Below are 25,376 nucleotides of genomic sequence, written 5' to 3' on the forward strand. Positions count from 1 at the left end.
GAGAACATATGAGGCTTAACTTACTAAAGTTACCAATTATACTTTCGCTGATTGCATTTCTGTATTCATGTAGTGGAAGTGACGAGATTACCCAAAAAAAGGATGATGCACTCAACAACAAAGGTAATGTTGTTGTAGAAATGCTTGAACAAGCCAGACAATTCTATTTAACCGCGCTTGAAAAACAAAAAGCAAATCAAATTGAAGAAGCTGTCCAGAGTTATGAATCGGCACTTAGAATAATTAATAACCTTAGTTATTATCCTGGTGTTGATAATAATGACGCTTACATAGAACTCGAAACGTCAATAATTGAGGATTATAAATCTTATGTAGATGGATTGCAGGAACTTCCTCCTGGTGTATCGCTTGCAGCACTTGAAGAATGGATGAAGGGTTACGTTCCTGAAATCGAGTTGTCTGAAAATATTAATGACGAGAGAGAAATTATTCCGGCAGATATTCCGCTTGAAGTAAATGGATACGTTGAACAATATCTTACCTACTTTACCGGTAAGGGTGAAAAATCTATGCAATTATGGCTGGAGAGATCAGGCAAATATTTTCCAATGATGTCAAATATATTTGCAACTGAAGGCGTGCCTAAACAACTTATCTATTTAAGTATGATGGAAAGCGGATTGAATCCGACTGCTCGATCGTGGGCAAGAGCTGTCGGTTTATGGCAATTCATAAAATCCACCGGAAATCTTTATGGATTGGATGGAAATTTTTATTTCGATGAGAGAAGAGATCCTGTAAAATCAACTACTGCTGCAGCAAGACATTTGAAAGATTTATACACATCATTAGGTGATTGGTATCTCGCTCTTGCAGCTTATAACTGCGGTGAAGGACGCGTAAGGCGGGCGATACAAAAATCCGGAGCTAATGATTTCTGGTCGATGAGAAAGTATCTTCCAAAAGAAACAAGAAATTATGTCCCACAATACATCGCAGTTTGCCTGATTGCAATGGATCCGGTTGCATACGGTTTCAGCAATATAAACTTCCACAGACCTCATGAATTTCAAACATATAACGTGCCCGGTGCTGTTGATTTGGGATATCTTGCAACAGTGGCTGGAACTGATCTTGAAACACTTCAGGATATGAATCCGGAACTTACTCAACTCAGTACGCCACCTGATTTTCCTGGCGGATATCCACTTAAAATTCCCAAAGGATCGTTAGAACAATTTTCAGCGCAGATGCAGAACATACCTGAAACTGCAAGAAGAACATTTCTTGTTCACGAGGTCAGGAAAGGCGAAACACTCAGTAAAATCTCCAAGAAATATGGAGTATCTATTTATGAACTCGCTGATGCAAATAATATTTCAACTAAATCAAAATTATATGTTGGCGTGCCGTTGAGGATACCTGTTCTGGTCAATCCAAATGAAAATGACTATTCATACAATACAGATGTTACTGTTGCACAGGATAATGGAAATAATACAGATCAGGAATATGTATCGCCGTACCTTTCTTTAAATGGAGATAGTGAGATAACAAATTCTGATGAAAGCATTGTAGATGTTTCTTTATCTGGTGAAGATAGTAGTCAGAATGAATCCTTAATCTCAGAATCTCTTGTGGAAGAAAAAGAATTGATAGGAACTATTGAGGCTATCATTCCAGAAGGATTTGTTGCTGTAAATTATCGTGTCAAGAAGGATGATAGTTTATTAGGTATCGCTGATTTATTTAGTTCAAGAGTCAGCGACGTAAGAAACTGGAATAATATACCATACACTTCATCTATCAGAGTTGGTCAGCAGTTAACGATTTATGTCCCTCAGGATAGACAAGAGTATTATGCTAGTTTGGATAAAAGTACTGAGATCGAGGAGAAAGCTCCAGAAAATTATACCGAGACCACCAAATCTTCTTATGTATATCATAAAATAAGCAGAGGTGAAAATCTGGGTCTTATCGCAACTCAATATGGTGTAAGTATTGCCGCTATAAAAGAGTGGAATAATTTAAGTTCCAATAAAATTGTTGCGGGTAAAAAATTAAAAATTTATACTGATAAAGATTATGCGCCGATTAGTTCTGATCTGACATCAAAAAATACTAAGGGCAATGTTTACTATTATAAAGTAAAAAAAGGTGATACGATAAGTGAGATAGCAGAAAGATATCACATTTCGGTTTCGGAGATAAAGAATTGGAATAACCTGAAAAGTAATAATATAATAGCAGGAAAAACTTTGAAGATTTTCTCCAATGAAACTTCCGAATCCCTCGTTGAATCTACAAGTTCTGAATCTGAAAATGTAAATTATCATAAAATTAAAAGTGGTGAAACTATCGGACAAATTGCAGAGGAATATAAAGTTTCGTCATCAAGCATTCGTGAGTGGAATAATTTAAACAGCGATAAAATTATTGCCGGAACCACTTTAAAGATTTACTCTGATTCATCACCTAAAACTGAGAAAGAAATTATTTCTTCTAAAAATGAACTTAATGGTGAATCAATTACTCATCAAATTCAATCTGGTGAGACAATCATCGGAATCTCAGCATTATATGGTGTATCTGTTGATGAGATTAAAAGATGGAATAATTTGAATAGCAGTAAAATAGTTGCAGGAAAAAATCTGATAATTTATTCTACTGGTAATCATCAGAAGGATACAACTCCGAAGATTACTCAGAAATCAAATGAAGCTAAAATTCATAAAGTTAAGAAAGGTGAAACTCTCAGTGGGATTGCAGATAATTATCGAGTTACGATTTCCAGCTTGCAAAAGTTGAACAATATCAGCGGTAATAAAATAATTGCAGGACAGGAAATAAAAATTCCTAACTCGACAGATGTTAAAACAAAATCAAAGAATGACGACTATCATATTGTTGAAAATGGAGAGACGCTTTATTCAATTGCGATTATGTATAACACATCAGTTCAGAAAATAAAAACATTGAATCATCTTTCAAGCAGTAAAATTATTGTTGGTCAGAAATTAAAAGTTGGTTGATTTCGTAGCTTTGATTGATTAAATTTATTGTAAGCATAATTAGTTCTTTTTATTTTTTACAGAGCCGTTAGGGGTGTTATTCCAAGCCGATCCGTTAAAAGCCGGATAAATGGGATGACTGAGATAATACCCTAACACCTGATCTGGATAATGCCAGCGTAGGAAAACGGGCTAACTTAATATTTGCAGAAGATCGAAAAAGATTTTAGCCGTTGTTTCAAACGGCTTTTTTGTTTTAAAGGAAACAGAATATGAAAATCTTAATCATTCTTTTGTGGTTTATATCAGTCTGTGTTTCAGCACAGCAAATTTCTTTCTCAGGAAAAGTTGTAGATGCAGAAACTGAGCTACCGTTAGAAAATGTAAATATCAGTGTCTCTTCAAAACCTGGTGTCGGAACATTTACCGATAGTGCGGGATTATTTACTTTAACTAACCGCGTTGAAAATACAGATACTTTGTTAGTATCGGCGATAGGTTATGAAACCGGAGTTATCACTTTATCTTCATTGTTGAAATTTACTGTTGATCAACCAACAGATAAAAAAATATTTTATACATTCCATCTCAATCAGCAAGTTATTTCTTCCCAAACCGTTTTTGTTGAGGCTGCAATTGGCAGGAAAGGAATTACACCACTCGCATTCGATCAGATTAAAGGAAAAGAGATTGAGAAAACTTATACAGTTTATGATATCCCAAAATATCTGAGTGAACTTCCTTCAACCACATTTTATTCTGAAAGCGGAAATAGTATTGGATACAACTATTTAAGTATTAGAGGATTTGATCAGAGAAGAATTGCTGTTTCAGTAAATGGTATTCCGCAAAATGATCCTGAAGATCATAATGTTTATTGGCTGGATTTTCCTGATCTTCTTGCAAGTACAGAATTAATTCAGGTACAAAGAGGCGCAGGTTCAGGAGTTTTTGGATATCCTGCAATCGGTGGATCGATAAATATTATTACTTCAAATTTTTCGAACAAGCCAAAACTGGAACTTTCAACATCGTATGGTTCTTATGTTACCAGAAAATATACTGTTGCACTTTCCAGCGGACTGATTGATAAAAAATATTCCTTTTATGCCAAGCTTGGACAAATTCTCAGTTCGGGTTATAAAGAACAGTCGTGGGTAAATTTCAGAAGTTATTTTTTATCGGCAGTACGTTACGATAAAAAAGTAACAACTCAACTTAATTTTTATGGAGGACCTATTGCAGATGGGCTTGCATATACTGGTATAGCGAAGTTTGCTGTAAAAGATAAAAAATTGAGAAGAAAAAATTATTCTTATTGGGAAGCGGATTCTTCCTCATACACTTACACAGTTCAGCGAAGACCGGAAGAAATTGAAAATTTTTCTCAACCTCACTTCGAGCTATTGAACGATTGGCAAATATCAGAAAAAGTAAAAATGAATTCGGCTCTTTTTTTAGTTTTGGGTGATGGTTCTTTTGATTATGATGGTTCCTGGTCAATTTATTACGATGATTATTTTAGATTGAATGAAAATGGATTTGACACAAGTTATGTTCCGACAAATGCTTTGATTCATGCTCAGGTCAATAATAAACAATATGGTTGGATGCCAAGATTTAGTCTGCAGCATAAAAATGGAATATTACTTTTTGGTGCTGAATTCAGAAAACATAATTCAATTCATTGGGGAAGTATTGGTTACGCTGATAATCTTCCGCCCGGAGTTTCTCCTGAATATCAATATTATTCTTATGAAGGCGAAAAGAATATTTATAGTTTATTTGTGAATGAATCTTATCAGCTTGATAATAAATGGAATCTGTTAGGCGAACTTCAACTAGCATATCACAAATACAGATTATACAATGAAGAATACGTTGGGACTGATTTTACTGTCAGTGATTTATTTTTTAATCCTCGTATTGGAATTAATTATAAACCGATTCAGCCATTAAATATTTATTTTTCTTTTGCAAGAGTTTCCCGTGAACCAAGATTAAAAGAATATTATGACGCTGCTGAATCAAGCGGAGGAGAAGTTCCTCAATTTAAATTAAACTCCGATGGTTCATACAATTTTGATGAACCATTAGTGCAGTCGGAAACAATGAATGATTTTGAACTTGGTGCTTCTATAATTGAAGATAATTATTCAATTACACTTAATCTTTTCTATATGTTGTTTAATAACGAAATTGTTAAAGATGGTCAGGTTGATAGATTTGGTCAACCAACCACAGGAAACGTTGATCGCACAGTTCATCTTGGTGCTGAACTTTCAGGAATACTGAAATTATTTGATGATAAAGTTGAACTATTCGGAAATGTTTCATTAAGTAAAAATACAATCGAGGAAGGAAAGTATTTTTTGGATTCAACAAATTTTGTTGACTTGAGTGGCAATCGAATTACGGGTTTCCCAGATTTTCTTACAAACTTTGGAATCACATTTCAGCAATCAGGATTTTACTTACGATATACTGGTAAATATGTTGGTGATTTTTATTCTGATAATTATGATGAACGTCTGGATAATTATTTAACTTACTTTCCTGGTTTTGTTGAATATTCTGATAACCTGAACAATGGATATTTTGTTTCAGATATTTTTGCGAGCTATGAATTTTATTTATTCAATACATTGACACCCTGGAAAATATTCGGGCAAATAAATAATTTATTCGATGAACTTTACTCAGCAAATGCAATTGGCAAAGAATTTTTTCCTGCAGCCGAAAGAAACTGGCTTGCTGGAATACAGGTGGGACTGTAATTCATCCTGTCATTCTGAGGGAGTGAAATAACCGAAGAATCTCTGAGATTCTTCGCTTCGCTCAGAATGACAAAAAAAATAATACATATGAAAAAATGCATCATACTCGCTAATGGCAAGCCACCAAAGAAAAGCTTAAACACCTTTTTTTCAGGAATGTCTAAGCTGAACTTGTTTCAGCTTCTTAAAATAATGTTAAACGGATTTGAGATTCCGAAACAAGCTTGCCTGCTGTAAGCAGGTTCGGAATGACATTAAGAAAAACCAATATGAAAAAATGCATCATACTCGCTAACGGTAAACCACCAAAGAAAAAAATATTCCGGTATTTTCAGAAACTCGGTTATCAAACATTAATCTGTGCTGATGGTGGTGCAAACTCAGCTTTAAAAATGCAACTCGATCCCGATTTCATTATTGGAGATCTTGACTCAATTTCTGACGAAGCATTGAAGAGATTCAGAAACTCTGCTAATATTATCCGGTTGAAAAGACAAAACGATACTGATGTTGAAAAATGTTTAAAGTATGCCATCAAAAATAAATTTGATGATGTACTGCTTCTTGGTGCAACAGGAAACAGACTCGATCACACTTTTTGTAATCTTGGGATAGTGCTGAAATTCTTTCCTCAAATAAATATTTCTCTTGTTGCTGAAAATTCATTCCTTAAACCTTTTGAAAGAAATGTAAATCTTAAAACACATCCAGGTGAAACCATTTCTATTTACGGTATATCTCAAAAGACTAAAATCACCTCAGTTGGTCTGAAGTATGAATTGAAAAATAGCACACTGGCATTCGGTGTAAAAGAAAGCACAAGCAATGTTGCGAAAAAAAGAATTATAAAATTAAATATCACGGATGGGATTGTATTTGTAATCCGTGATGTTAATACAATGATGAAGCATGATCTCTTTTAGTTTTGTTGATGTTCTTATTATTCTCTCATTCTTCTCAATACTTCTGTTCATTGGATTTTATTCCGGCAGAAAAACTAAAACCGATGCATCTGATTATCTTCTTTCAAACAGAAGCATTGGATTATTTCTTTTCATCGCTATAAATGTATCTACATGGTATGGCGGAATTCTTGGTGTCGGTGAATTTTCATATCGTTATGGATTGGTAAGCTGGTTCACACAAGGATTTCCGTATTATATTTTTGCTTTTCTGTTTGCAATCTTCTTTGCTAAAAAAATTCGTGAAGCATCTCTCTTCACAATTCCCGATAAACTTTCACAAATGTATGGAAAGAATGTCGGCTTGATTTCAGCTATTATTGTATTCATTCTTGTTTCGCCTGCACCATACTTATTAATGACCGGAAGTTTGTTCTCGTTAATATTTAAAATCGATTTACTTCCATCATTATTAATCTCAATGATACTTTCACTTGTATATTTAGTTAGAGGAGGATTCCGATCGAATGTTTATGTGGATGTATTTCAATTCTTTGTGATGTTTGGCGGATTTATACTTGTTGTTGTTTACTCAGGAATGAAATTCGGAACTATTGATTTTCTTTCATCATCACTTCCTGAAAATCATTTGAAAATAACAGGTGGAATGTCATCAACTTTCCTGATTGTCTGGTTCTTAATTGCGCTTTGGACATTTGCTGATCCGGGATTTCACCAACGATGCTACGCAGCAAAAACAGGAAACATTGCAAAGTGGGGGATAATCATTTCAATTTTTTTCTTTGCACTTTTTGATTTTTTAACCACAACAACAGGATTATTTGCAAAAGCAATTCTACCGAATCTTGAAAATCCTGTTCTGTCATTTCCGTTATTTGCTGAAAAGGTTTTACCTGATGGAATAAAGGGAATTTTTTATGCAGCACTATTTGCAACAATAATTTCAACACAAGTGAGTTTTTTATTTCTGAGCGGAACAACCATCGGAAGAGATTTTATTTATCGCGGCGTAGTCCCGCTACTCAGGACGAAGCCGGATGAATCAAAACTTAAAACTTACACTGTTGTTGGACTTATCATCTCCGGAATAATTGCTATTCTTCTCGCGTACTTCATTCCATCAGTAATCCAAATCTGGTACACGATCGGTTCACTTTTTATTCCCGGAATAATTTTTCCGGTTGTGAGTGCATATTATTCAATACTGAGAATTGATAAGAAAATAATTTTATTAGAAATGATTACTGCAATTGTTGTAAGTACGGGTTGGTATTTTTTAAGAAATGAATTTTCTTCCATTCCTGTTATAAATGAAGTTGAGCCAATGCTGGTTGGGTTGGCTTTTGCTTTAGGAATTCACGTTTTTGGTATTTTCCTAAAAAAATAAATCTTTTAGATCAATTTATTCCTTAAATTTTTTCTTTTTGTGCGTTAAGGATAGAACAATTGAAATAGTTAGTATCAAGAGAATAATTGTCAGCGAATACTCAGTCGGCACGTGAAAGAATTCGGCAGTCAACATTTTCACACCCACATAAAATAAAATTAATGCAACACCGTATTTCAAATAAGCAAAAAGTTCATTCAATACTGCAAGGGCAAAGTAAAGTGCACGAAGCCCGAGTATTGCAAATATGTTTGATGAGATAATGATGAATGTATCTTTTGTTATTGCAATAATTGCAGGAATAGAATCCACAGCAAATACTATATCGGAAGATTCAATTAAAAGGAAAGTTAAGAAAATTGTTGTCGCATATTTTTTCCCATTCTTTGTAATAAAAAATTTCTTTCCTTCATAACCAGTATCAAGACTCAAATACTTCTTTGCGATCCGAATAAGCCAATTATGCTCTACGTCAATTTTCTGATCACTACCGAATGCCATTTTATATGCAGCGTACAACAGAATAGCTCCGAAAACATAAATTATCGGTTCAAATAAATTTACTAAACCAACTCCCGCAACAATGAATATTATTCTGAAAACAATCGCACTTAATATTCCCCATTTCAAAACGTGTGGTTGGTTTTCAGGCTTAATCTTCATCACTTCAAAGATGAGAAGAAAAACAAAGAGATTATCGAAGGAGAGAGTTCGTTCAATTATGTAACCTGTCAGGAACTCAATGGCTCGTTCCTGACCAAGATCATAATAAATAAATACGTTAAAGAGACCGGCTGCGATAGTCCAGATTGTGCTCCAGATCAGACTGGATTTTAAAGAAACTTTTCCGGAACGATGTTCACTTAAATAAAGATCAATAAAAAACAGTACGGCAACGATTGCCCAAAAAACAATCCAGTCTATTAATTCACGTTCCACTAAGCAATATTTTTATTAAGGAAGAAGAATTGCAGATGCTAAAACAGTTGTCCAGAGACCATTCTTATCACCTTCAGCAGATTGAGTAATATTGAAAGTCTTAACAATCTTTCCGGACATTTTGTAGAGATCTTCACGTTCATTCCAATCAGTATCAGAATTAAATTCAATACCAAGAGTTGATGCAAGCATTGTTGCAGCAAGATCCTCAGCGTATTCACCGCAAATTTTTTCTGTCTGACCGAATGGATGGTGTTCTGATAAATAACCATAAGCACTTTTATCAGCAGGAACAGCCACTCCGATTGAAGATGCAATCAATCTGTTAGGTTCATTTGTTGAATTACGAGCCATGACACAATGAACTATTTGTCCTGGCTGAATTTCTTTCAAACCTTCTTCGAGAGTTATTCTCTTGCAGTTTACAGGATATATGCTGCTTACCGTTACGAGATTACAAATCTCTATCCGTGCACTTCTTAATGCAAGTTCAAATGAAGTAAGATATTCTTTACTTCTGCCGACACCTTTTGTGAAGAATATTTTTGTGGGTAAATACAATTTAGTTCCCTCCGTTTTTTACTTGATGAATTTTATGAATTTTCTTTTACCAACTTTCAGCACCATACCTTCAGTTAGTATAATATTAAAATTTGCATCGGTTATTTTTTTATTTTCAATTGAAACGCCACCTTGAGTTACCAATCTTCTTGCTTCGCCTCTTGATGGAGCAAAATTTACTTTGAGAATCAGGTCTAATATATTGATTTCTGAATTATTGTTCTCAATCTTAAATTCTTCAACTTCATCCGGAATTTCTTTTTTTATAAAGATTCTATCGAACTCTTCCTGAGCCTGAATAGCTGACTCTTCGTTGTGGTACATTCTTACCAAAGTTCTTGCAAGTTTTCTTTTAATATCACGCGGATTAAAATTAGAATCTTCAAGCTGATGCTTGATTGATAATAGTTCTGGAGTTGATATATCAGTTGCGAGTTCAAAATATGTATAAATCAAGCTATCAGGAATAGATAAAGTTTTTCCAAATATTTCTTTTGGTGATTCTGAAATACCGATGTAATTATCATAAGACTTGCTCATTTTCTCGACACCATCTGTTCCAACCAGCAAAGGCATTGTTAAAATAATTTGTGGTTCCTGTCCGTGTTCTCTTTGAATATCTCTGCCAACCAGTAAATTAAATTTCTGATCAGTTCCGCCAAGTTCAACATCACTTTTGATTGCAACTGAATCCATCGCTTGTGCAAGAGGATAGAGAAGTTCGTGAATGCTTATTGGTTCACCTGCTTTGTATCGTTTAGTGAAATCATCACGTTCGAGCATTCGTGCTACTGTATATTTTGCGGCGAGTTTAATGACATCTTCAAAACTCATTTTACCGAGCCATTCAGAGTTATAAACTATTTTTGTTTTCTTTGCATCAAGAATTTTTGATGCCTGCTGAAAATAAGATTGACCGTGTTCTCTTGTTTCTTTTAAAGTGAGTGATGGACGAGTCGCATTACGACCAGATGGATCACCAATCATTCCTGTGAAATCACCAATAATTAATATTGCCTGATGTCCGAGTGTTTGAAACTGTGCAAGCTTTCTTAAAACGACTGAATGTCCAATATGCAAATCAGGTCTTGAAGGATCGCAGCCAAGTTTGATGTTCAGTGGTATTCCTTCCTTAGAAGAACGTTCTAGCTTTTTAATTAATTCTTCTTCGGGAATAATTTCACTGACACCTCTTTTGATGAGGTCCATCTGTTCGGATATTGGTGGAAAAGTTCTTTTATTACTCACTACAAACTAGAATTTGATTTATGGAATAAAATATTTGTATGTCAATAAACTTGAGCAGGACTGTATGAATGAATGTATGCATGTATGATTGTATGATTGAATGATTGTATGAATGTATGTTTCATTTTAGATTATAATTTTCTATTATTTCTCTTAATATATAATCGTTCTTCCACTCTTCTTTTGACTTCATTTTAGAAATATACGATTGATTTAGTTTTATAAGTTTATTCTCTAATGAATAATGTTTTTTATCGTATTCTTTGAACCAATCAATATCTATATCATTTGAATTTGTCAAAGTAAAAATTTGAGAATAATTCTCACCCAATGAAGACAGTGAAATGGCTAAGTATTGAATATTTTCTTTAATTGATCTTCTACAATAACCTTCAGCAATATTAGATTGAACAGAAAAGATAGAATCTTCAACCTGAGCATTAATTTTAAAGGAAAGATTATCGAGTGTTTTTAACTTTTCTCTAACAAAATAGAAAAGCTCAACAGCTTCCTTCCAAACATTAAGTTCTCTATACCCTCTGTTGATATTTTTATTCTGTTCAGATAAACTTTTTAATTCTTCCTTCATTCCAAATAATTAATGCATATATTTATTAATTTCTTAAACTCATTCTTTCATACATCCATACATCCATACAACCATACGATGAATTACTTTCGGTCAATACTTTATTCTTCTTTCCTGTTCTCTCTGGAAATCTTTTTTGGCAATAGCGTGGCGTTTATCATAGACCTTTTTACCTTTTGCAAGGGCTAATTCAACTTTGACTTTACCATTTTTAAAATACAATCTTAACGGCACCAAAGTTAATCCTTTTTCTCTCGTTTTGCCAATGAGTTTTCTTATTTCACTTCGGTTGAGTAAAAGTTTTCTATCTCTTCGTGGATCGTGATTATTAATATTTCCCTGAGTGTATTCGCTGATATTAACGTTGACAAGCCAAACTTCTCCGTTTTCAATTTTAGCATAACCATCAACCATATTTGCTTTACCCTGACGAAGTGATTTGACCTCTGTCCCGACCAAAGCAATTCCAGCTTCAAATGTCTGAAGGATAAAATATTCGTGAGTTGCTTTACGGTTAACTGTTATATTTTTTTCTGCGTCGTTTGTTTTCATTCTATAAATTGTAGGATGTTTCGATTGAAAAATCAAACGCAAAAATCACTTTAAATGAAGTTAAATGCAAGGGAGGAAAATAATTTTAGGGAAGAATTTTAACCTGAAAAAAAAGGCAGCCACCCTGACTGCCTTCTTACTCAAATTCAAATATTTGAATTACTCACTGCAATCCTGATCATCAAGTTTTTCATCCCAGCAATGCCAGTTTTCATCTTCAAAGTAAATTGCATCTTTCACTCTTCCGAAATATTGTTCATAGTTCCAGTTAATATCGATCAGATTATTGTTTTCAGCATTGTAGATTTGATAGAATCTATTGAAAAGAACTTCATTTGTTTTTCCGTAGAAAATAAAACTGCTGTCAGCCGGAGAAGTTGGAGTTATTAGTGAATATTTCACGTTAGCTGTTTCTTCCTGGACGTTGCGATGCCATTCTATAAACAAAAATGGTGATGGTGAATTAGGATCCTTATTCAAAGTCCAGGTTCCTTCTGTTAGCGGAAGATTAGAAAAACCTGTGAACCATTCAAAATCTGTGTACTCACCTTCCTTTGTTATCAGCATTTTCCATTCGACACCTTCTGCAACTGTTTTACCATAAAGTTTAGCTGTGTAGATTGGTTCCTGCTGAGTTACACTGTACTGCCACAACCAACTGCCATCAGGCTGCTTGACTGGCTGGTGATTAAATGATTCTGCAAATGCAGCAACAGGTATCGCAAACGTTAAAGTCAAAACCGAATTCCAAAATACGATATTGTGAGCAGCCCATCCCCAATTTCTATTAGTCAACTGCGAAAAATCGAGCTTGCTAAGTGATGATGTATCAGGAAAATCATCGAAGTTAATTATCATACTTGATTGAGGTGGAATTGTTGGTGCCTGATTTCCAGGATTCAATGAATTTTCGTCTTCACAGGAGACTATCAATCCGACTGCAACTATTGCAAGTAGAATTGGAAAGATTTTAATAAAGTGCATCATATGTTTTCCCTTAAAATAATTCTCGAATCAAAACTGTTTTAGCACAAGAATTATGCCTCAGGTGTGATTTAAGATTTAACATTTGATTAAAATACCTTTACTGACAGAAGCACCAAATAGTAAAAAAGTCTTTCAAAATTACAGGTCTTTGGCTATTTTAACCTCCGATTTGTATTTTCAAAAGTGTCAAATTTGTTAAACCAACTTACTCGCAAAACTTTACTAATTTTATTATTCATAAGTCATTTCGGCTTCTCACAAGATTTTTCAATCACAAAAATTGAACCTCCCAATTGGTGGGTCGGGATGAAATGGGATACTCTGCAACTTATTGTCTATGGAAATAACTTCGAAAATGTTGAGGTGAAAAGTGATGATAGCAGATTAAAAATTCTGAATTCTTTTCCAACTGAAAATAAATCGTACATATTTATTGATGTAATCATTCCCAAAGATCTGCAGGCTGGAAATTATAACTTTGTTTTTAGCAATGGCATCAGTGAAAAAGAAATATCATTTCCAATCCTTGATAGAAAACACAGCGATGACGAGCACAACGGTTTTAGTAATGAAGACATTATTTATTTAATTTTTACTGATAGGTTTTGTGATGGTAATCCAAACAATAACACAATAGGTGATTCACTTGACCAATTTACTTCAGAGGATTTAGACGGTAGAAAAGGCGGTGATATTGAGGGAATTATTTCCAAACTAAAATATTTGAAGGATCTTGGTGTAACTGTCTTATGGATTACACCAATGCTAGAAAATAATATGTATATGAGTTATCACGGATATGCTGCAACAGATTTTTATAAAATTGATCCACGTTTTGGTAGTAACGAACTCTATAAAAAATTAGTTGAAGAGGCTCATAATCAGGGATTAAAAATTATCCTTGATCATGTCAGCAACCATATTGGAATAAATCATTACTGGGTTAAAAATCTTCCAATGCACGATTGGTACAATGGGACACCGGAAAATTTCATCAAAGCTTCGCACGATAAGATGGCTTTTCTCGATATTCATGGAGATTCAACAATAGTTAAGATGAATCAACAGGGTTGGTTCACTGATTACATGCCTGATTTGAATCAAAGAAATCCATTCCTGAAAAATTATCTTATTCAAAATACATTATGGTGGATTGAATTTGCTGGAATTGATGGAATAAGAGAAGATACATATCCATACAGTGATCAAAAATATTTAGCTGATTTGGCTAAAACAATTTTAACAGAATATCCCAACTTTAATATTGTAGGAGAAATATGGCAGGGAGTGCCTGCAATAATATCAGGGTATCAGTCTAAATCACCGGTACGATTAGTGAATTTTGATTCGAATCTTCCGACTGTAACAGATTTTGCTTTGACGGATGCCATCCGTGATTTCCTCAGCGGTAAAGAATCTATATATAAAGTTTATGAAACGATAGCACAGGATATCGTTTATTCTGATCCGGATAATCTCCTCGTTTTCGTTGACAATCACGATGTTGATCGTGCAATGCTTCTTGCAAAAGGAAACGTTGATAAATTTAAAATTGCTTTGAACCTCATTCTTTTTACGCGTGGTATCCCGCAGATTTTTTATGGAACCGAGATAGGTATTGAAGGAGGAACAAAGCACGGAGAATTAAGACAACCATTTCCAGGAGGTTTTTCTGACGATTTTCAGAATGCGTTTTTAGACAATGGAAGGACAGAATATGAAAATGACATTTTTTATTATGTGAAAGATTTATTCCATTTAAGAAATCAATATCCATCGTTATCAAAAGGGAAATTAAGACACATATATCCATTCGATGATATATATATTTTAATAAAAAGTTATGATGATGAAATGACAATGGTTGTGATCAATGCTCGTGGAGAAGATTTTTCATTTGAATCTTTACAATTAAAAAAGTTTTTGCCCGAAGCAAATGAAATAGTTAATCTAAAATCGAATACAGAAATCAATCTGAAAGCTGTTGATAGATTTTTAATAAACAAAATGAGTGCTGAAATATTTTTAATAAGGAAATAATATGCTCGAAATCCAGAAAAAACTTACCAATACGTTTTATGCTTTGCTTGCTTTACCAGCTACAGCGATGGGATTTGCACTCTCAATTCAGATTGCTGTACTTAGCTGGATTCTGAATTCACAATACGGATTGGACATTCACGAGATTGGAATTGTGTGGGCTGCAGGACCGCTTGCAGGGATATTTGGTCAGGTAATAATCGGATTGATCAGTGATAAAGTTTGGTTCTGGGGTGGAAGACGCCGACCATTTATCTTAATTGGCGGAACGCTCGCAGCTATTATGATAATTGCTTTACCCAACATCGGGGCGATAAATGATTTTCTCGGGATAGGAAGTATTCTCGCTGTGGCAATAGTCGTTGCGCTGACTCTTGATCTTGCAATAAATATCAGCTTCAATCCAACTCGTTCTATAATCGCCGATATAACTCCGGATGGAATTCCACGAACGAAAGGTTATACATGGATGCAAACAATTTCAGGATTCTGGGGCGTGATGGCTTATGCTATCGGAGCAATTTTTGGTAATTATTTTTTGATTTATCTTGGTGCAATTATAGTACTCGGCTTTTCATTAATTCCACCTTTCTTCATTAAAGAAAGTATGGAACTGACTGATTCCAAAAAAGAAAACGCAGTAGCTGAATTGAAAAATAAGGTAACCGACTGGGGAGAATTATTTAAATTATATTTTGCACATGGTTTTTCGTGGATCGGAGTGCAAACGATGTTCGTTTACATTATTGCATACATACAGCAAAAATTAAATCCTGCCAGCGAAACCGAAACAGGGCAGATCATCGCAATTTCCTTTCTTGTTTTAAATGCAGTTGGATTTCTGCTTCCCGCATTTGTACTCGAACCAATCACTGAAAAAATTGGAAGGGTAAAAACCCATCTGATTTGTGTTGCGATAATGGCAGTTGGCTATTTTGGAATTGTATTCATCGGAAAGTCCTCAATCATTCTTTATGCGCTCATGGCTGTTTGTGGAATCGGATGGGCAGCAATAGTTAGTTTACCTTTTGCAATTATGTCAGAAAAAGTTGATCAAACTAAAATGGGATTCTTTATGGGAATATTTAATTTATCCGTTGTCCTTCCACAATTAATCGTTAGTTTAGTTTTAGGCTATTTTATTAAAGAAGCTTCGGATAAAAATCTGATCTTCATAATTAGTGGAACAACATTAGCTATTTCAGCTATTCTGTGGCTGATGGTAAAAGAAAAAAAATCTCATATTCCGGCAAATTAAAATTATTTTTCTGATTACAAATACTGTAAATATCCGGCTGAATTGAATCGTACGAATTAGTTGTAATCAATTACAATGAAATTCTTTTTGATTTAGAAGAATATTTTTCTTTAGTTTGCAGTATAAATTATTTCCGGGTGATACTTTATGAAATCAATTACACTTCTCTGTATCGTAAGCGTTTGTTTATTTATCATTGGCTGTTCGGATGATGGCCCCACCGATCCAAAAGACAAAAAAGGTAAATTAGTTGTTAAATCAATTCCTCCTGGGGCAAGGATTTTCTTGATGGGGAATGATACAGGAAAAAATACGCCCGACAGTCTTGTTGATCTTAATCCGGGAGTTTATGATCTTTTTTTATTGTTACAGTACTATGATACTGCATTCTTCTCCGCAAATGTTGTAGAAAACCTGACTACTACAAAAGAGATTATTTTATCAGATGCACTTCCATCTGTAAATATCACTTTAAATTATACAATCTCCTATGGTGGTGATAGCGTAAAGTTTAACTATACACTTAATCAGGATGTTTTGCTTGATAGTATAATTATCAAAAGACCTGTAAGTACTGTTAGAGATACAACTGAAAAAAATACATTCAACTCACAATTATTCAGTTATGAAGATCAGTCAGGAAATCCGGTTACATATTATCTTCCCACAACAGGTTCAGGAAGGAATTTTTATCCGAGAATTGAGGACACAACTTACTTTATTGATTTCTACGGTCGGAAAGCACATGGATCGGGAACTTTATTTCATCTATCATTTAGTCAGGAACTCTAAAAGTTGAAAGAATAATTGTATCATTTTTATTTAAACAAATTGGTGATTTTATGAAAACACTATTTTTATTGACAATTGCTTTACTGATAAATACTTCCTTCGCACAATGGTCAACTGACCCAAATACCAATCTTAAAATCTGTGATGTAGCTGGTGAACAAGCACTTGCAAAAATTGCAATGACTTCCGATGGTGGCTGTTATATTTCCTGGTTTGATACCAGGTCCGGTTCATACAATGTTTATTTGCAAAGACTTGACGCACTTGGTTACAAACAATGGGCTGCTGATGGATTACTAATCAGCAATAATCCTCAGGACACGTGGATAACAGATTATGATTTAATTTGTGACCAGAATGATAATGCGGTAATAGTGTTCAGTGATATCAGGTCAGGTGGATTATTAAAACCATTTGCTTATATGATAAGTCCCACAGGAAATTTTCTTTGGGGAGCTAATGGTGTTGATATTTCAACCGGAGATAATTTTCAGCCATCACCAGTTGTAACAGAAACAAGTGACGGTAATTTTGTTTTTGCCTGGATTAGTTCTGATGGTTCTCAAAAAATTGCTTTGCAAAAATTATCAGCTACTGGTCAAAAGCTCTGGGGAACCACTCCCATTCTTATTCAGAGCGGAACTGAAGATTACAGTTATCCGGCTGTAGTTAAGTCTGATAATGATCAGGTGATTTTGGTGCATACAGTTCAAACCGGCGGTTTTCCACCTCAGGTTCGGATAAGAGCTCACAAGTTAGATTTAAATGGTCAATTGGTTTGGGGAAGTACTGGAGTTATGATTCAGGATAATGGTCAGATGGCATTCTTCCAGGTTCCTGAAGTTGAATCCGATGGAAATAATGGAGCACTGATTGCCTGGTATGATGGAAGAGCAATGAACAATTTATCAAGTTCTTTCATACAACATATTTCATCTGCAGGTAATTTATATTTTCCGGCTAATGGTGCAGAAGGATCGCTTGCTGCAGAGCGAAATAAATTTTCGCCACAGGTAGCTTACAATTCGGCTACACAGGAAACTTATTTGTTCTGGATAGAAACAGAACCAAATCAAAATCAAAATGGAATTTGCGGACAGAAATTTTCACCAAGTGGAAATAGAATTTGGGGAAATACTGGCATGGTTTTCGTACCATTAAGTGCTCCAAATACAAAATCAATTAGTGATCTGTCTTCACATATGGGTAATAATCAAATTTATATTTTTTATCTGGACAGCCAGGCATCCGGTTTAAATTCAATGACTATGGGTTTTGCTTGTGATACTACAGGTGGTTTTATCTGGTCTGGAAATTTTGTAACACTTTCAAATGCAACGCAGGAAAAACTTCAGATGGAAACTGCGATGGATGTTTACAAGAATTGCAAATTAGTTTGGGGTGATAAAAGATTTGATGCAAGCGGAATTTATGCACAGGATATCAATCCGTCGGGTCAACTTGGTCAACCAGTTATCCCGGTAGAACTAACAACTTTTGAAGCTGTCGTAAATAATAATGAAGTTATTCTAAACTGGACTACTTCCACTGAAACTAATAATCGTGGTTTTGAAATCGAAAGATTAATTTCAGAAAATTCTCTTGCTCAGAATTGGGAAAGAATTGGTTATGTGGAAGGAAACGGGACAACTACCGAACCAAAAAATTATAATTTCATTGATAAAGAAACTCCCGAAGGAAAAGTTCAATACAGATTGAAGCAAATTGATTTTGATGGTAGTTTCAACCACTCAAATACTATAGAAGTTGAGATAAATTATCCGGATGATTACATACTATTTCAGAATTATCCGAATCCATTTAATCCTGTTACAGTCATCAGTTTTCAAATACCAACTAAAAGTTATGTAAGTTTAAAGATTTATGATCTGCTTGGCAATGAAATCACAACTTTAGTAGATGAAGAAAAAAACAGTGGCGTTTACTCAGTTAATTTCGATGCACCTAAATATGCAAGCGGAATTTATTTTTATGAATTTAAAGCTGGTGATTTCAGAGAGACAAAAACTATGTTAATGTTGAAATAATAAAATCAAGAATAGGGCAGTTGACTTTTAAGTTTCTCGCATAAAGATCATTCTGTTATGATAAGATTAGCATCGGAATCTCAAATATGTATTCTAAAATAAAATGAGAACCTATTCATTGGGATTTTCTTGTTGAATCAAGTTCTGGTTAATAACTACAGAATTTTGAATCATAGCCATTCTTCAGCTTTAATTCATTCATTTAATGTTTTTCTTGCTGTTTTTACAGAATTTAGAATTTTAAAATTACCTTAAATATTTTATCTTTGTTTGAGGGTGTTGAAGGATTTTCTGTGCTGAAACAACTTTATACCTTACCAAAATAAATCACGCTTAACTCACAAATATTGGTGAACAGCTATGCTATGGAAATTAAACAGATTAATATTCAAGTTGATGGTAACTTCTATAATATTTTGCTTATCAACAACAAGCACAATTTTCGGTCAATATCAATTACAGGAAGCATTTCCAAATCTGAGTTTCTCAAGCCCGCTATTCTTAACAAATGCAGGTGATGGAACAAACCGGATTTTTGTTGTCGAGCAGGATGGAATTATCAAAGTGTTTTCTAATAATCCTGGTGTTTCATCGGCAAAAGTTTTTTTGAACATAACAGATAGAGTAGCATCTGGTGGTGAAATGGGATTGCTTGGTTTAGTATTCCATCCTGACTATGAAACAAATGGATATTTTTATGTCAACTATACTGCAGAGGATCCATTGCGTACGATTGTTGCTAGGTTTCAGGTTACGAGTAATCCGGATTCCGCTGATAAAAATAGTGAATATCAGATTTTAACATTCAGTCAACCTTTCCAAAATCACAATGGCGGGTGGGTTGGTTTTGGACCAAATGATGGCTATCTATACATTTCTACAGGTGATGGCGGTTCCGGTGGGGATCCAAATAATAATGGTCAAAGGATAAATACTTTACTAGGGAAAATTCTTCGTATAGATATAAATACTGGCAATCCATACTCAATTCCTGCAACAAATCCTTTTGTTGACAGTACAAACACACAGATTAAAAAAGAAATTTTTGCCTGGGGATTGAGAAATCCGTGGCGTTGCAGTTTTGATAATACAACAGGCAAGTTATGGGCTGGAGAAGTTGGACAGGGCTCGTGGGAAGAAATTGATATAATTGAGAATGGTAAAAACTATGGCTGGCGTTGCTACGAAGGTAACCATACTTATAATATGACTGGTTGTAATTATCCGGAATATACTTTTCCTATCTGGGAATATAGCCACAGTTTGGGTTATTCTATTACCGGCGGATATGTTTACAGAGGACCAAGTATGTCTGAACTTACAGGCAAATATATCTATGCAGATTATGTGTCACGAAAAGTTTGGGCTCTGAGTTATGATGGAATAAATCCGGCAACGAACGAATTACTTTTAACTGCATCAGGATTAATAACATCCTTCGGTGAAGATGAATTCAAAGAACTTTATATTACTTCATTCGATGGCAATATTTACAAATTTAACTCATCAACAGGTTGTCAGAATATTGTTATTAAATCAGGTTGGAATCTTGTATCCGTTCCATTTCTCAGTAACGATATGTCTGCTTCAAACATTTTTCCTAACTCAGAATCAAGTGTATATGGATATAATAATAGCTATTATGTGGCAGATACACTTAATAATGGAGTTGCCTATTGGGTCAAATATAACAATCCTTTAAACATACAAGTCTGTGGAACCAGAACTTCGGTTCCGGTTCAAGTAACAACTGGTTGGAATCTGATTGGACCATTTGATGCTGAAGTATTAACATCAAACATTATCTCAACTCCACCAGGAATAATTTTAAGTGCATTTTATGAATACAATAATGGTTACGTAGTTTCTAATATATTAAAACCCGGTAAGGGGTATTGGGTTAAAACTAGTAGTGCAGGAACGTTGGATTTATCATCAGGTAATCTTAAATCAATTGAATAAAATTTCTAAAACTAATAACTATTAATTGGATTGAATGCACCACCTGGTTCTGACGATCGTTTGTTCGACAAGCATTGCTTTGATCCTGAAACATAATGAAACACAGAAAGGTGAGCTTATTGTATTACTAACCGGCAATTATCTTACAGCCGCAGTCATAGCTTTGGTTTTATTGTTGATTAATGATCAAAGTAATTTTTCACTTCAAACACTTCTTTACGGTGCAGCACTCGGATCTTTATTTGTTATTACTTTCTTCATTTTGGCTTATGCAATAAAATTTGCCGGTACCGGGTTAGCTATTACAAGTTCAAGATTATCAGTAATCATACCAATTATATTTTCCATAATTTTTTTTGATGAAACTCCAAATAACCTATATGTATTTGGTTTTGTATTTACGATTATCACGTTTATCATTTTTTACCTTTCAGTAAAACGCGGTCACAAAGATGGTGAAGGATCAATAAAATACTTTTACCTGATTGCTGTTTTTATTGGAATAGGTCTGAATGATTTTGCACTTAAGTTTTTCAAAGTATGGCGTCACGAAAATGAAGAACCTTATTTCATATTATTTATTTTTTTATCAGCATTTCTTTATACTTCAATTTATATAATCATTAAAAGAATAAAAATTAAACGAAATACCGCTTTACTTGGTTTGACTTTGGGTGTTCCGAATGTACTAACAACTGTTTTTCTTCTCAGTGCCTTAGCACTGCTTCCTGCTATCATTGTATTTCCGATAATGAATGTGGGAATAATTCTTCTCACAACTGTAATGGCATTTATAATCTGGAAAGAAAAGTTGAACCGATGGGGAGTTTTAGCTCTTACCAGCGGAATGATAGCAATTCTATTCTTAAGTCTTGGAAGATGAGCTAATTTTTTAATGCATCCACATCTTCAACAAACATCACTAATAGTCCGGCAATAATCATTGAAACACCGCCTAATACCAAAGCATAAATTGCTTCGCCATGAACAATGCTCCTTACAAAAAATCCTAATATACTTGCAGCAGTTATTTGTGGGATGACAATAAAAAAATTAAAGATTCCCATGTAAACTCCCATTTTTTCTGAGGGCAGTGAACCTGTTAGGATTGCATACGGCATTGCAAGTATTGATGCCCAGGCAAGTCCGATTCCCAATTCAGATAGTAAAAGAATATCGGGATCTTTGATAAGATAAAATGATGCTAAGCCAATACCTCCGATAACGAGACTGATCATGTGTACAGTTTTACGGCTTGTCAATTTCGCCAGCCATACAAGAACAAAAGCCATCACAGCGGCAAATCCATTGTAAACCGACATCAACACACCGACCCAATCTGCACCTTCGTTATACAATTCTGTTGTTGGATCCGTTGCACCATAAATGTGATGGGTTACTGCCGGAGTTGTGTAGATCCACATAGCAAATAATGCAAACCATGAAAAGAATTGAACTACTGCAAGCTGCTTCATTGTTTTAGGCATATTGTACAGATCATTAAGCACCACTACGAAACCGTTTTCTGTTTTGTCATTTTTAACAAGATAGCCTGCAATGATTTGCATTAAACCGAATACAGCACCTCCTACAAACAAAACATACAAACCGTAATCAATTTCATTTACACTTAATGCGATTATAATGGTAATAATAATTCCCGATAACAGCCAGATGACACCAACCTTTAAAAATTTCGATCCAGATCCTAAAACTTCAGTTTGGTTTTTGCTTATTGCAATATTTCCGTCGTCTTCAGAAAATTTCTTTAGTTCATCGGGTGAATATTCCTTTGTACTGAAAACAGTCCAGGCTACAGCAAGAAAGAAAACGATCGCACCAAAATAAAAAGAGAATTTTACAGAGTCGGGAATCTGTCCTGCAGGTGCAATATTTGAAATACCAAACCAATTCGTCATCATATAAGGAAGAGCAGAAGCAATAACAGCTCCGGTTCCAATAAAAAAACTTTGCATGGCAAATCCGGCAGTTCTTTGTTCTGATGGAAGCATATCGCCAACAAAAGCACGAAAAGGTTCCATAGAAATATTTATTGACGCATCCATTATCCAAAGCATTCCTGCAGCAATCCAAAGAACAGGAGAATTCGGCATTGCTATAATTGCAAGTGATGCTAAAATCGCTCCTACTAAAAAATACGGTCGTCTTCTTCCAAGTTTATTCCAGGTCTTATCACTCATATGACCGATTATTGGCTGGACAATTAATCCAGTAACAGGAGCAGCTATCCATAGAATCGGAATGTTATCAATACTCGCTCCTAAAGTTTCAAAGATTCTGCTTACATTTGCATTCTGAAGGGCGAAACCAAATTGTATTCCGAGGAATCCAAAGCTCATATTCCATATTTGCCAGAAGGTTAGTTTTGGTTTTTGCATACAAATTTCTCAATCAATGATGGATAGTATTTAATTTTATTTGTGTTGAAAAAATAATATGAATTTCAATTATATAATAAAGGCAGTTGAAGATAATCCTTACTCAGCTTTCTTTTACACTCCTTCAGTTTATAAAAAAGCTAATTCATATCTGCTGATAAAACCAATTGAGTTTATTTCAATAGTGAACCAAAATGAGTTTAATTCTTCCTTTAAACTGATTCAAAAATTAATTGATAAAGGATGCTTTGGCTGGGGCTCGATTAATTACGAAGCAGGATTTTTATTTGAAAAAAAATTAAATCGGTTTTTACCCCGCGATCAAAAAAAATTAATTCAGTTTTATTTCTTTGATAAAAAGGATGTCCTGCGAATCAAATCATCAAAAATCGAATTTGATGATAAACAAAAAGATAATTATTCGATATCAGACTTTCGATTAAACAGAACTGAAAATGAATTTGTTGATGATATTAAAAAAATAAAACACTTCATTAAAGAAGGGGATACTTACCAGGTTAATTACACAATTAAAGGAAAATTTGAATTCAAGGGGTCATACACAGCATTCTTACAAAAATTAATTTTCAACCAATCCGCTCACTATACCGCATTTATAAATAATGATAAGAATATTATTCTATCACTTTCACCGGAACTTTTTTTCAGAGTAAAAAGAAGAAAAATAGAATCACAACCGATGAAAGGTACATCCAGACGTGGTTTTAATCATACAATTGATGAAAAGATTGAAAATGAACTAAAGAATAGCGAAAAAAATCTTTCCGAAAATGTGATGATTGTAGATCTTATCCGGAATGATCTTGGAAAAATTTCTAATTATGGAAGTATTAAAACAACGGAACTTTTCAGAATTGAAAAATACGAATCACTGTTTCAGATGATTAGTAAAATTGATGGTAAGTTGAAGAAAAACGCAAAACTCGATGATGTTATCATGAATATTTTTCCGTGTGGATCGGTAACAGGTGCTCCAAAAATCCGGACGATGGAAATTATAAAAGAAATTGAAAAATCAGAACGTGGAATTTATACTGGCGCAATTGGTCTAATAACTCCTGAAGAGATAAAGATGAATGTTGCGATCAGAACTATCACAATCGAAAAAAAATCGGGTGATGGCGTTATGGGATTAGGTTCAGGTATTGTCTGGGAGAGTGATGCTAAAAACGAATTTGAAGAAGTTCTGCTAAAGAGTAAGTTTTTAACCGAACCACTCGATTATTTTGAAATATTTGAAACGATGAGATTAGAGAATGGTTCAATTAAGTTTCTTAATGATCATATTGCAAGAATGAAGTCTGCTGCAGATTATTTTCTATTTAAGTTTCGTGAAAAGAGAATGAGAAAATTTTTAGTTGAACTGATAAAATCAATTGATCCTTATCAACACAAAAAGATCAAATTATTTTTGAATAAATGGGGTCAGTTTAGATCAGAAATATCTGATGTGGTAAAAGTGCCCAAAAGTATCAGGGTTATTTTTTCTGAAAAGGAAATACATTCTGAAGATAGGTTCAGGTATTTTAAGACTACAAACCGGAAATTATATGATGATGAATATGACAGATGCATTCATAGAAAATTTCATGAAGTTCTTTTTCTGAATGAACAGGATAAAGTTGTTGAGGGTAGTCGGACTAATTTGTTTATCAGACTTGGTAAAACCTGGCTGACTCCACCATTAAATTCTGGTGCACTGCCTGGCATTTACAGAAATTATTTTATACAAAATCATCCGGAAGTTTTGGAACAAGAAATTAACGTGGCTGATTTGGTTAAAGCTGACGAGGTGATCCTGACAAATGCTGTTCAGGGAGAAATAAAAGTAAGCCGGATTTATCTTACGCAGGAAGAATTTGTAAACTTTAATTAATAGAGCTTAAAAAGTAATTGAGCGTAATTTTTAATAATTTGTAGA

18 protein-coding genes and 1 riboswitch are annotated in these 25,376 nt (G+C 34.2%); of the genes, 11 read left to right on the top strand and 7 right to left on the bottom strand.

What is annotated here, in order from left to right; all coding sequences use genetic code 11:
- The first annotated feature begins 8 nt into the window (after positions 1-8).
- The 4 genes from HND39_13930 (at position 9) to HND39_13945 (ending at position 8,059) form a co-directional block, all read left to right on the top strand.
- Positions 9-2,993, top strand: coding sequence for a LysM peptidoglycan-binding domain-containing protein (locus tag HND39_13930; GenBank protein QKJ97296.1), 2,985 nt, complete (start codon positions 9-11; stop codon positions 2,991-2,993).
- A gap of 59 nt (positions 2,994-3,052) precedes the next feature.
- Positions 3,053-3,175, top strand: a riboswitch (TPP riboswitch).
- A gap of 69 nt (positions 3,176-3,244) precedes the next feature.
- The gene (locus HND39_13935; GenBank protein QKJ97297.1) at positions 3,245-5,749 is read left to right on the top strand and encodes a TonB-dependent receptor; all 2,505 of its coding nucleotides are present in this window, start codon (positions 3,245-3,247) and stop codon (positions 5,747-5,749) included.
- A 269-nt stretch (positions 5,750-6,018) separates the two neighbouring features.
- Entirely contained in the window at positions 6,019-6,672 is a 654-nt protein-coding gene (locus HND39_13940; protein ID QKJ97298.1) for a thiamine diphosphokinase, read from the top strand.
- On the top strand, positions 6,659-8,059 hold the full coding sequence (locus tag HND39_13945; GenBank protein ID QKJ97299.1) for a sodium:solute symporter family protein: 1,401 nt from the start codon (positions 6,659-6,661) through the stop codon (positions 8,057-8,059). Before HND39_13940 ends, HND39_13945 begins: the two co-directional genes overlap by 14 nt.
- Before the next feature lie 15 nt (positions 8,060-8,074).
- Here HND39_13945 and HND39_13950 read toward each other — a convergent pair whose 3' ends face one another.
- The 6 genes from HND39_13950 to HND39_13975 all read right to left on the bottom strand — a co-directional run bounded on the left by HND39_13950 (position 8,075) and on the right by HND39_13975 (position 12,935).
- Positions 8,075-8,983 (bottom strand): TerC/Alx family metal homeostasis membrane protein, encoded by a 909-nt coding sequence (locus HND39_13950; GenBank protein QKJ98011.1) that lies wholly within the window; start codon positions 8,981-8,983, stop codon positions 8,075-8,077.
- 30 nt (positions 8,984-9,013) lie between these two features.
- Positions 9,014-9,559: an arginine decarboxylase, pyruvoyl-dependent gene (locus tag HND39_13955; GenBank protein QKJ97300.1), complete on the bottom strand. Its 546-nt coding sequence runs from the start codon at positions 9,557-9,559 to the stop codon at positions 9,014-9,016.
- 18 nt (positions 9,560-9,577) lie between these two features.
- Complete coding sequence (locus HND39_13960; GenBank protein ID QKJ98012.1) at positions 9,578-10,768, bottom strand: tyrosine--tRNA ligase; 1,191 nt, start codon at positions 10,766-10,768, stop codon at positions 9,578-9,580.
- Between the two features lie 160 nt (positions 10,769-10,928).
- Entirely contained in the window at positions 10,929-11,396 is a 468-nt protein-coding gene (locus HND39_13965) for a four helix bundle protein (GenBank protein QKJ97301.1), read from the bottom strand.
- A gap of 93 nt (positions 11,397-11,489) precedes the next feature.
- Positions 11,490-11,948, bottom strand: coding sequence for an SsrA-binding protein SmpB (gene smpB, locus HND39_13970; protein ID QKJ97302.1), 459 nt, complete (start codon positions 11,946-11,948; stop codon positions 11,490-11,492).
- 159 nt (positions 11,949-12,107) lie between these two features.
- A complete protein-coding gene (locus HND39_13975; protein ID QKJ97303.1) occupies positions 12,108-12,935 on the bottom strand; it encodes a hypothetical protein in 828 nt (275 codons plus the stop codon).
- A 306-nt stretch (positions 12,936-13,241) separates the two neighbouring features.
- Between HND39_13975 and HND39_13980 the strand changes: the two genes are divergently transcribed.
- The 6 genes from HND39_13980 to HND39_14005 all read left to right on the top strand — a co-directional run bounded on the left by HND39_13980 (position 13,242) and on the right by HND39_14005 (position 21,918).
- Positions 13,242-14,975, top strand: coding sequence for an alpha-amylase (locus tag HND39_13980; protein QKJ97304.1), 1,734 nt, complete (start codon positions 13,242-13,244; stop codon positions 14,973-14,975).
- Position 14,976: 1 nt separating this feature from the next.
- The gene (locus HND39_13985; GenBank protein QKJ97305.1) at positions 14,977-16,233 is read left to right on the top strand and encodes an MFS transporter; all 1,257 of its coding nucleotides are present in this window, start codon (positions 14,977-14,979) and stop codon (positions 16,231-16,233) included.
- A gap of 147 nt (positions 16,234-16,380) precedes the next feature.
- Positions 16,381-17,025: a PEGA domain-containing protein gene (locus HND39_13990; GenBank protein ID QKJ97306.1), complete on the top strand. Its 645-nt coding sequence runs from the start codon at positions 16,381-16,383 to the stop codon at positions 17,023-17,025.
- A 50-nt stretch (positions 17,026-17,075) separates the two neighbouring features.
- Positions 17,076-19,073, top strand: coding sequence for a T9SS type A sorting domain-containing protein (locus HND39_13995; GenBank protein ID QKJ97307.1), 1,998 nt, complete (start codon positions 17,076-17,078; stop codon positions 19,071-19,073).
- A 360-nt stretch (positions 19,074-19,433) separates the two neighbouring features.
- Entirely contained in the window at positions 19,434-21,035 is a 1,602-nt protein-coding gene (locus tag HND39_14000) for a hypothetical protein (protein QKJ97308.1), read from the top strand.
- Between the two features lie 34 nt (positions 21,036-21,069).
- Positions 21,070-21,918, top strand: a complete 849-nt coding sequence (locus HND39_14005) for an EamA family transporter (GenBank protein ID QKJ97309.1) — start codon at positions 21,070-21,072, stop codon at positions 21,916-21,918.
- A 1-nt stretch (position 21,919) separates the two neighbouring features.
- Here the strand turns inward: HND39_14005 and HND39_14010 are convergent, their stop codons facing one another.
- Positions 21,920-23,434: an MFS transporter gene (locus HND39_14010; GenBank protein ID QKJ97310.1), complete on the bottom strand. Its 1,515-nt coding sequence runs from the start codon at positions 23,432-23,434 to the stop codon at positions 21,920-21,922.
- 58 nt (positions 23,435-23,492) lie between these two features.
- On the opposite strand from HND39_14010, the gene pabB reads away from it, so the two are divergent.
- Positions 23,493-25,331: an aminodeoxychorismate synthase component I gene (gene pabB, locus HND39_14015; protein ID QKJ97311.1), complete on the top strand. Its 1,839-nt coding sequence runs from the start codon at positions 23,493-23,495 to the stop codon at positions 25,329-25,331.
- Positions 25,332-25,376 lie beyond the last annotated feature (45 nt).

This window comes from Ignavibacteriota bacterium, from assembly GCA_013285405.1.
Taxonomy (GTDB): domain Bacteria; phylum Bacteroidota; class Ignavibacteria; order Ignavibacteriales; family Ignavibacteriaceae; genus IGN2.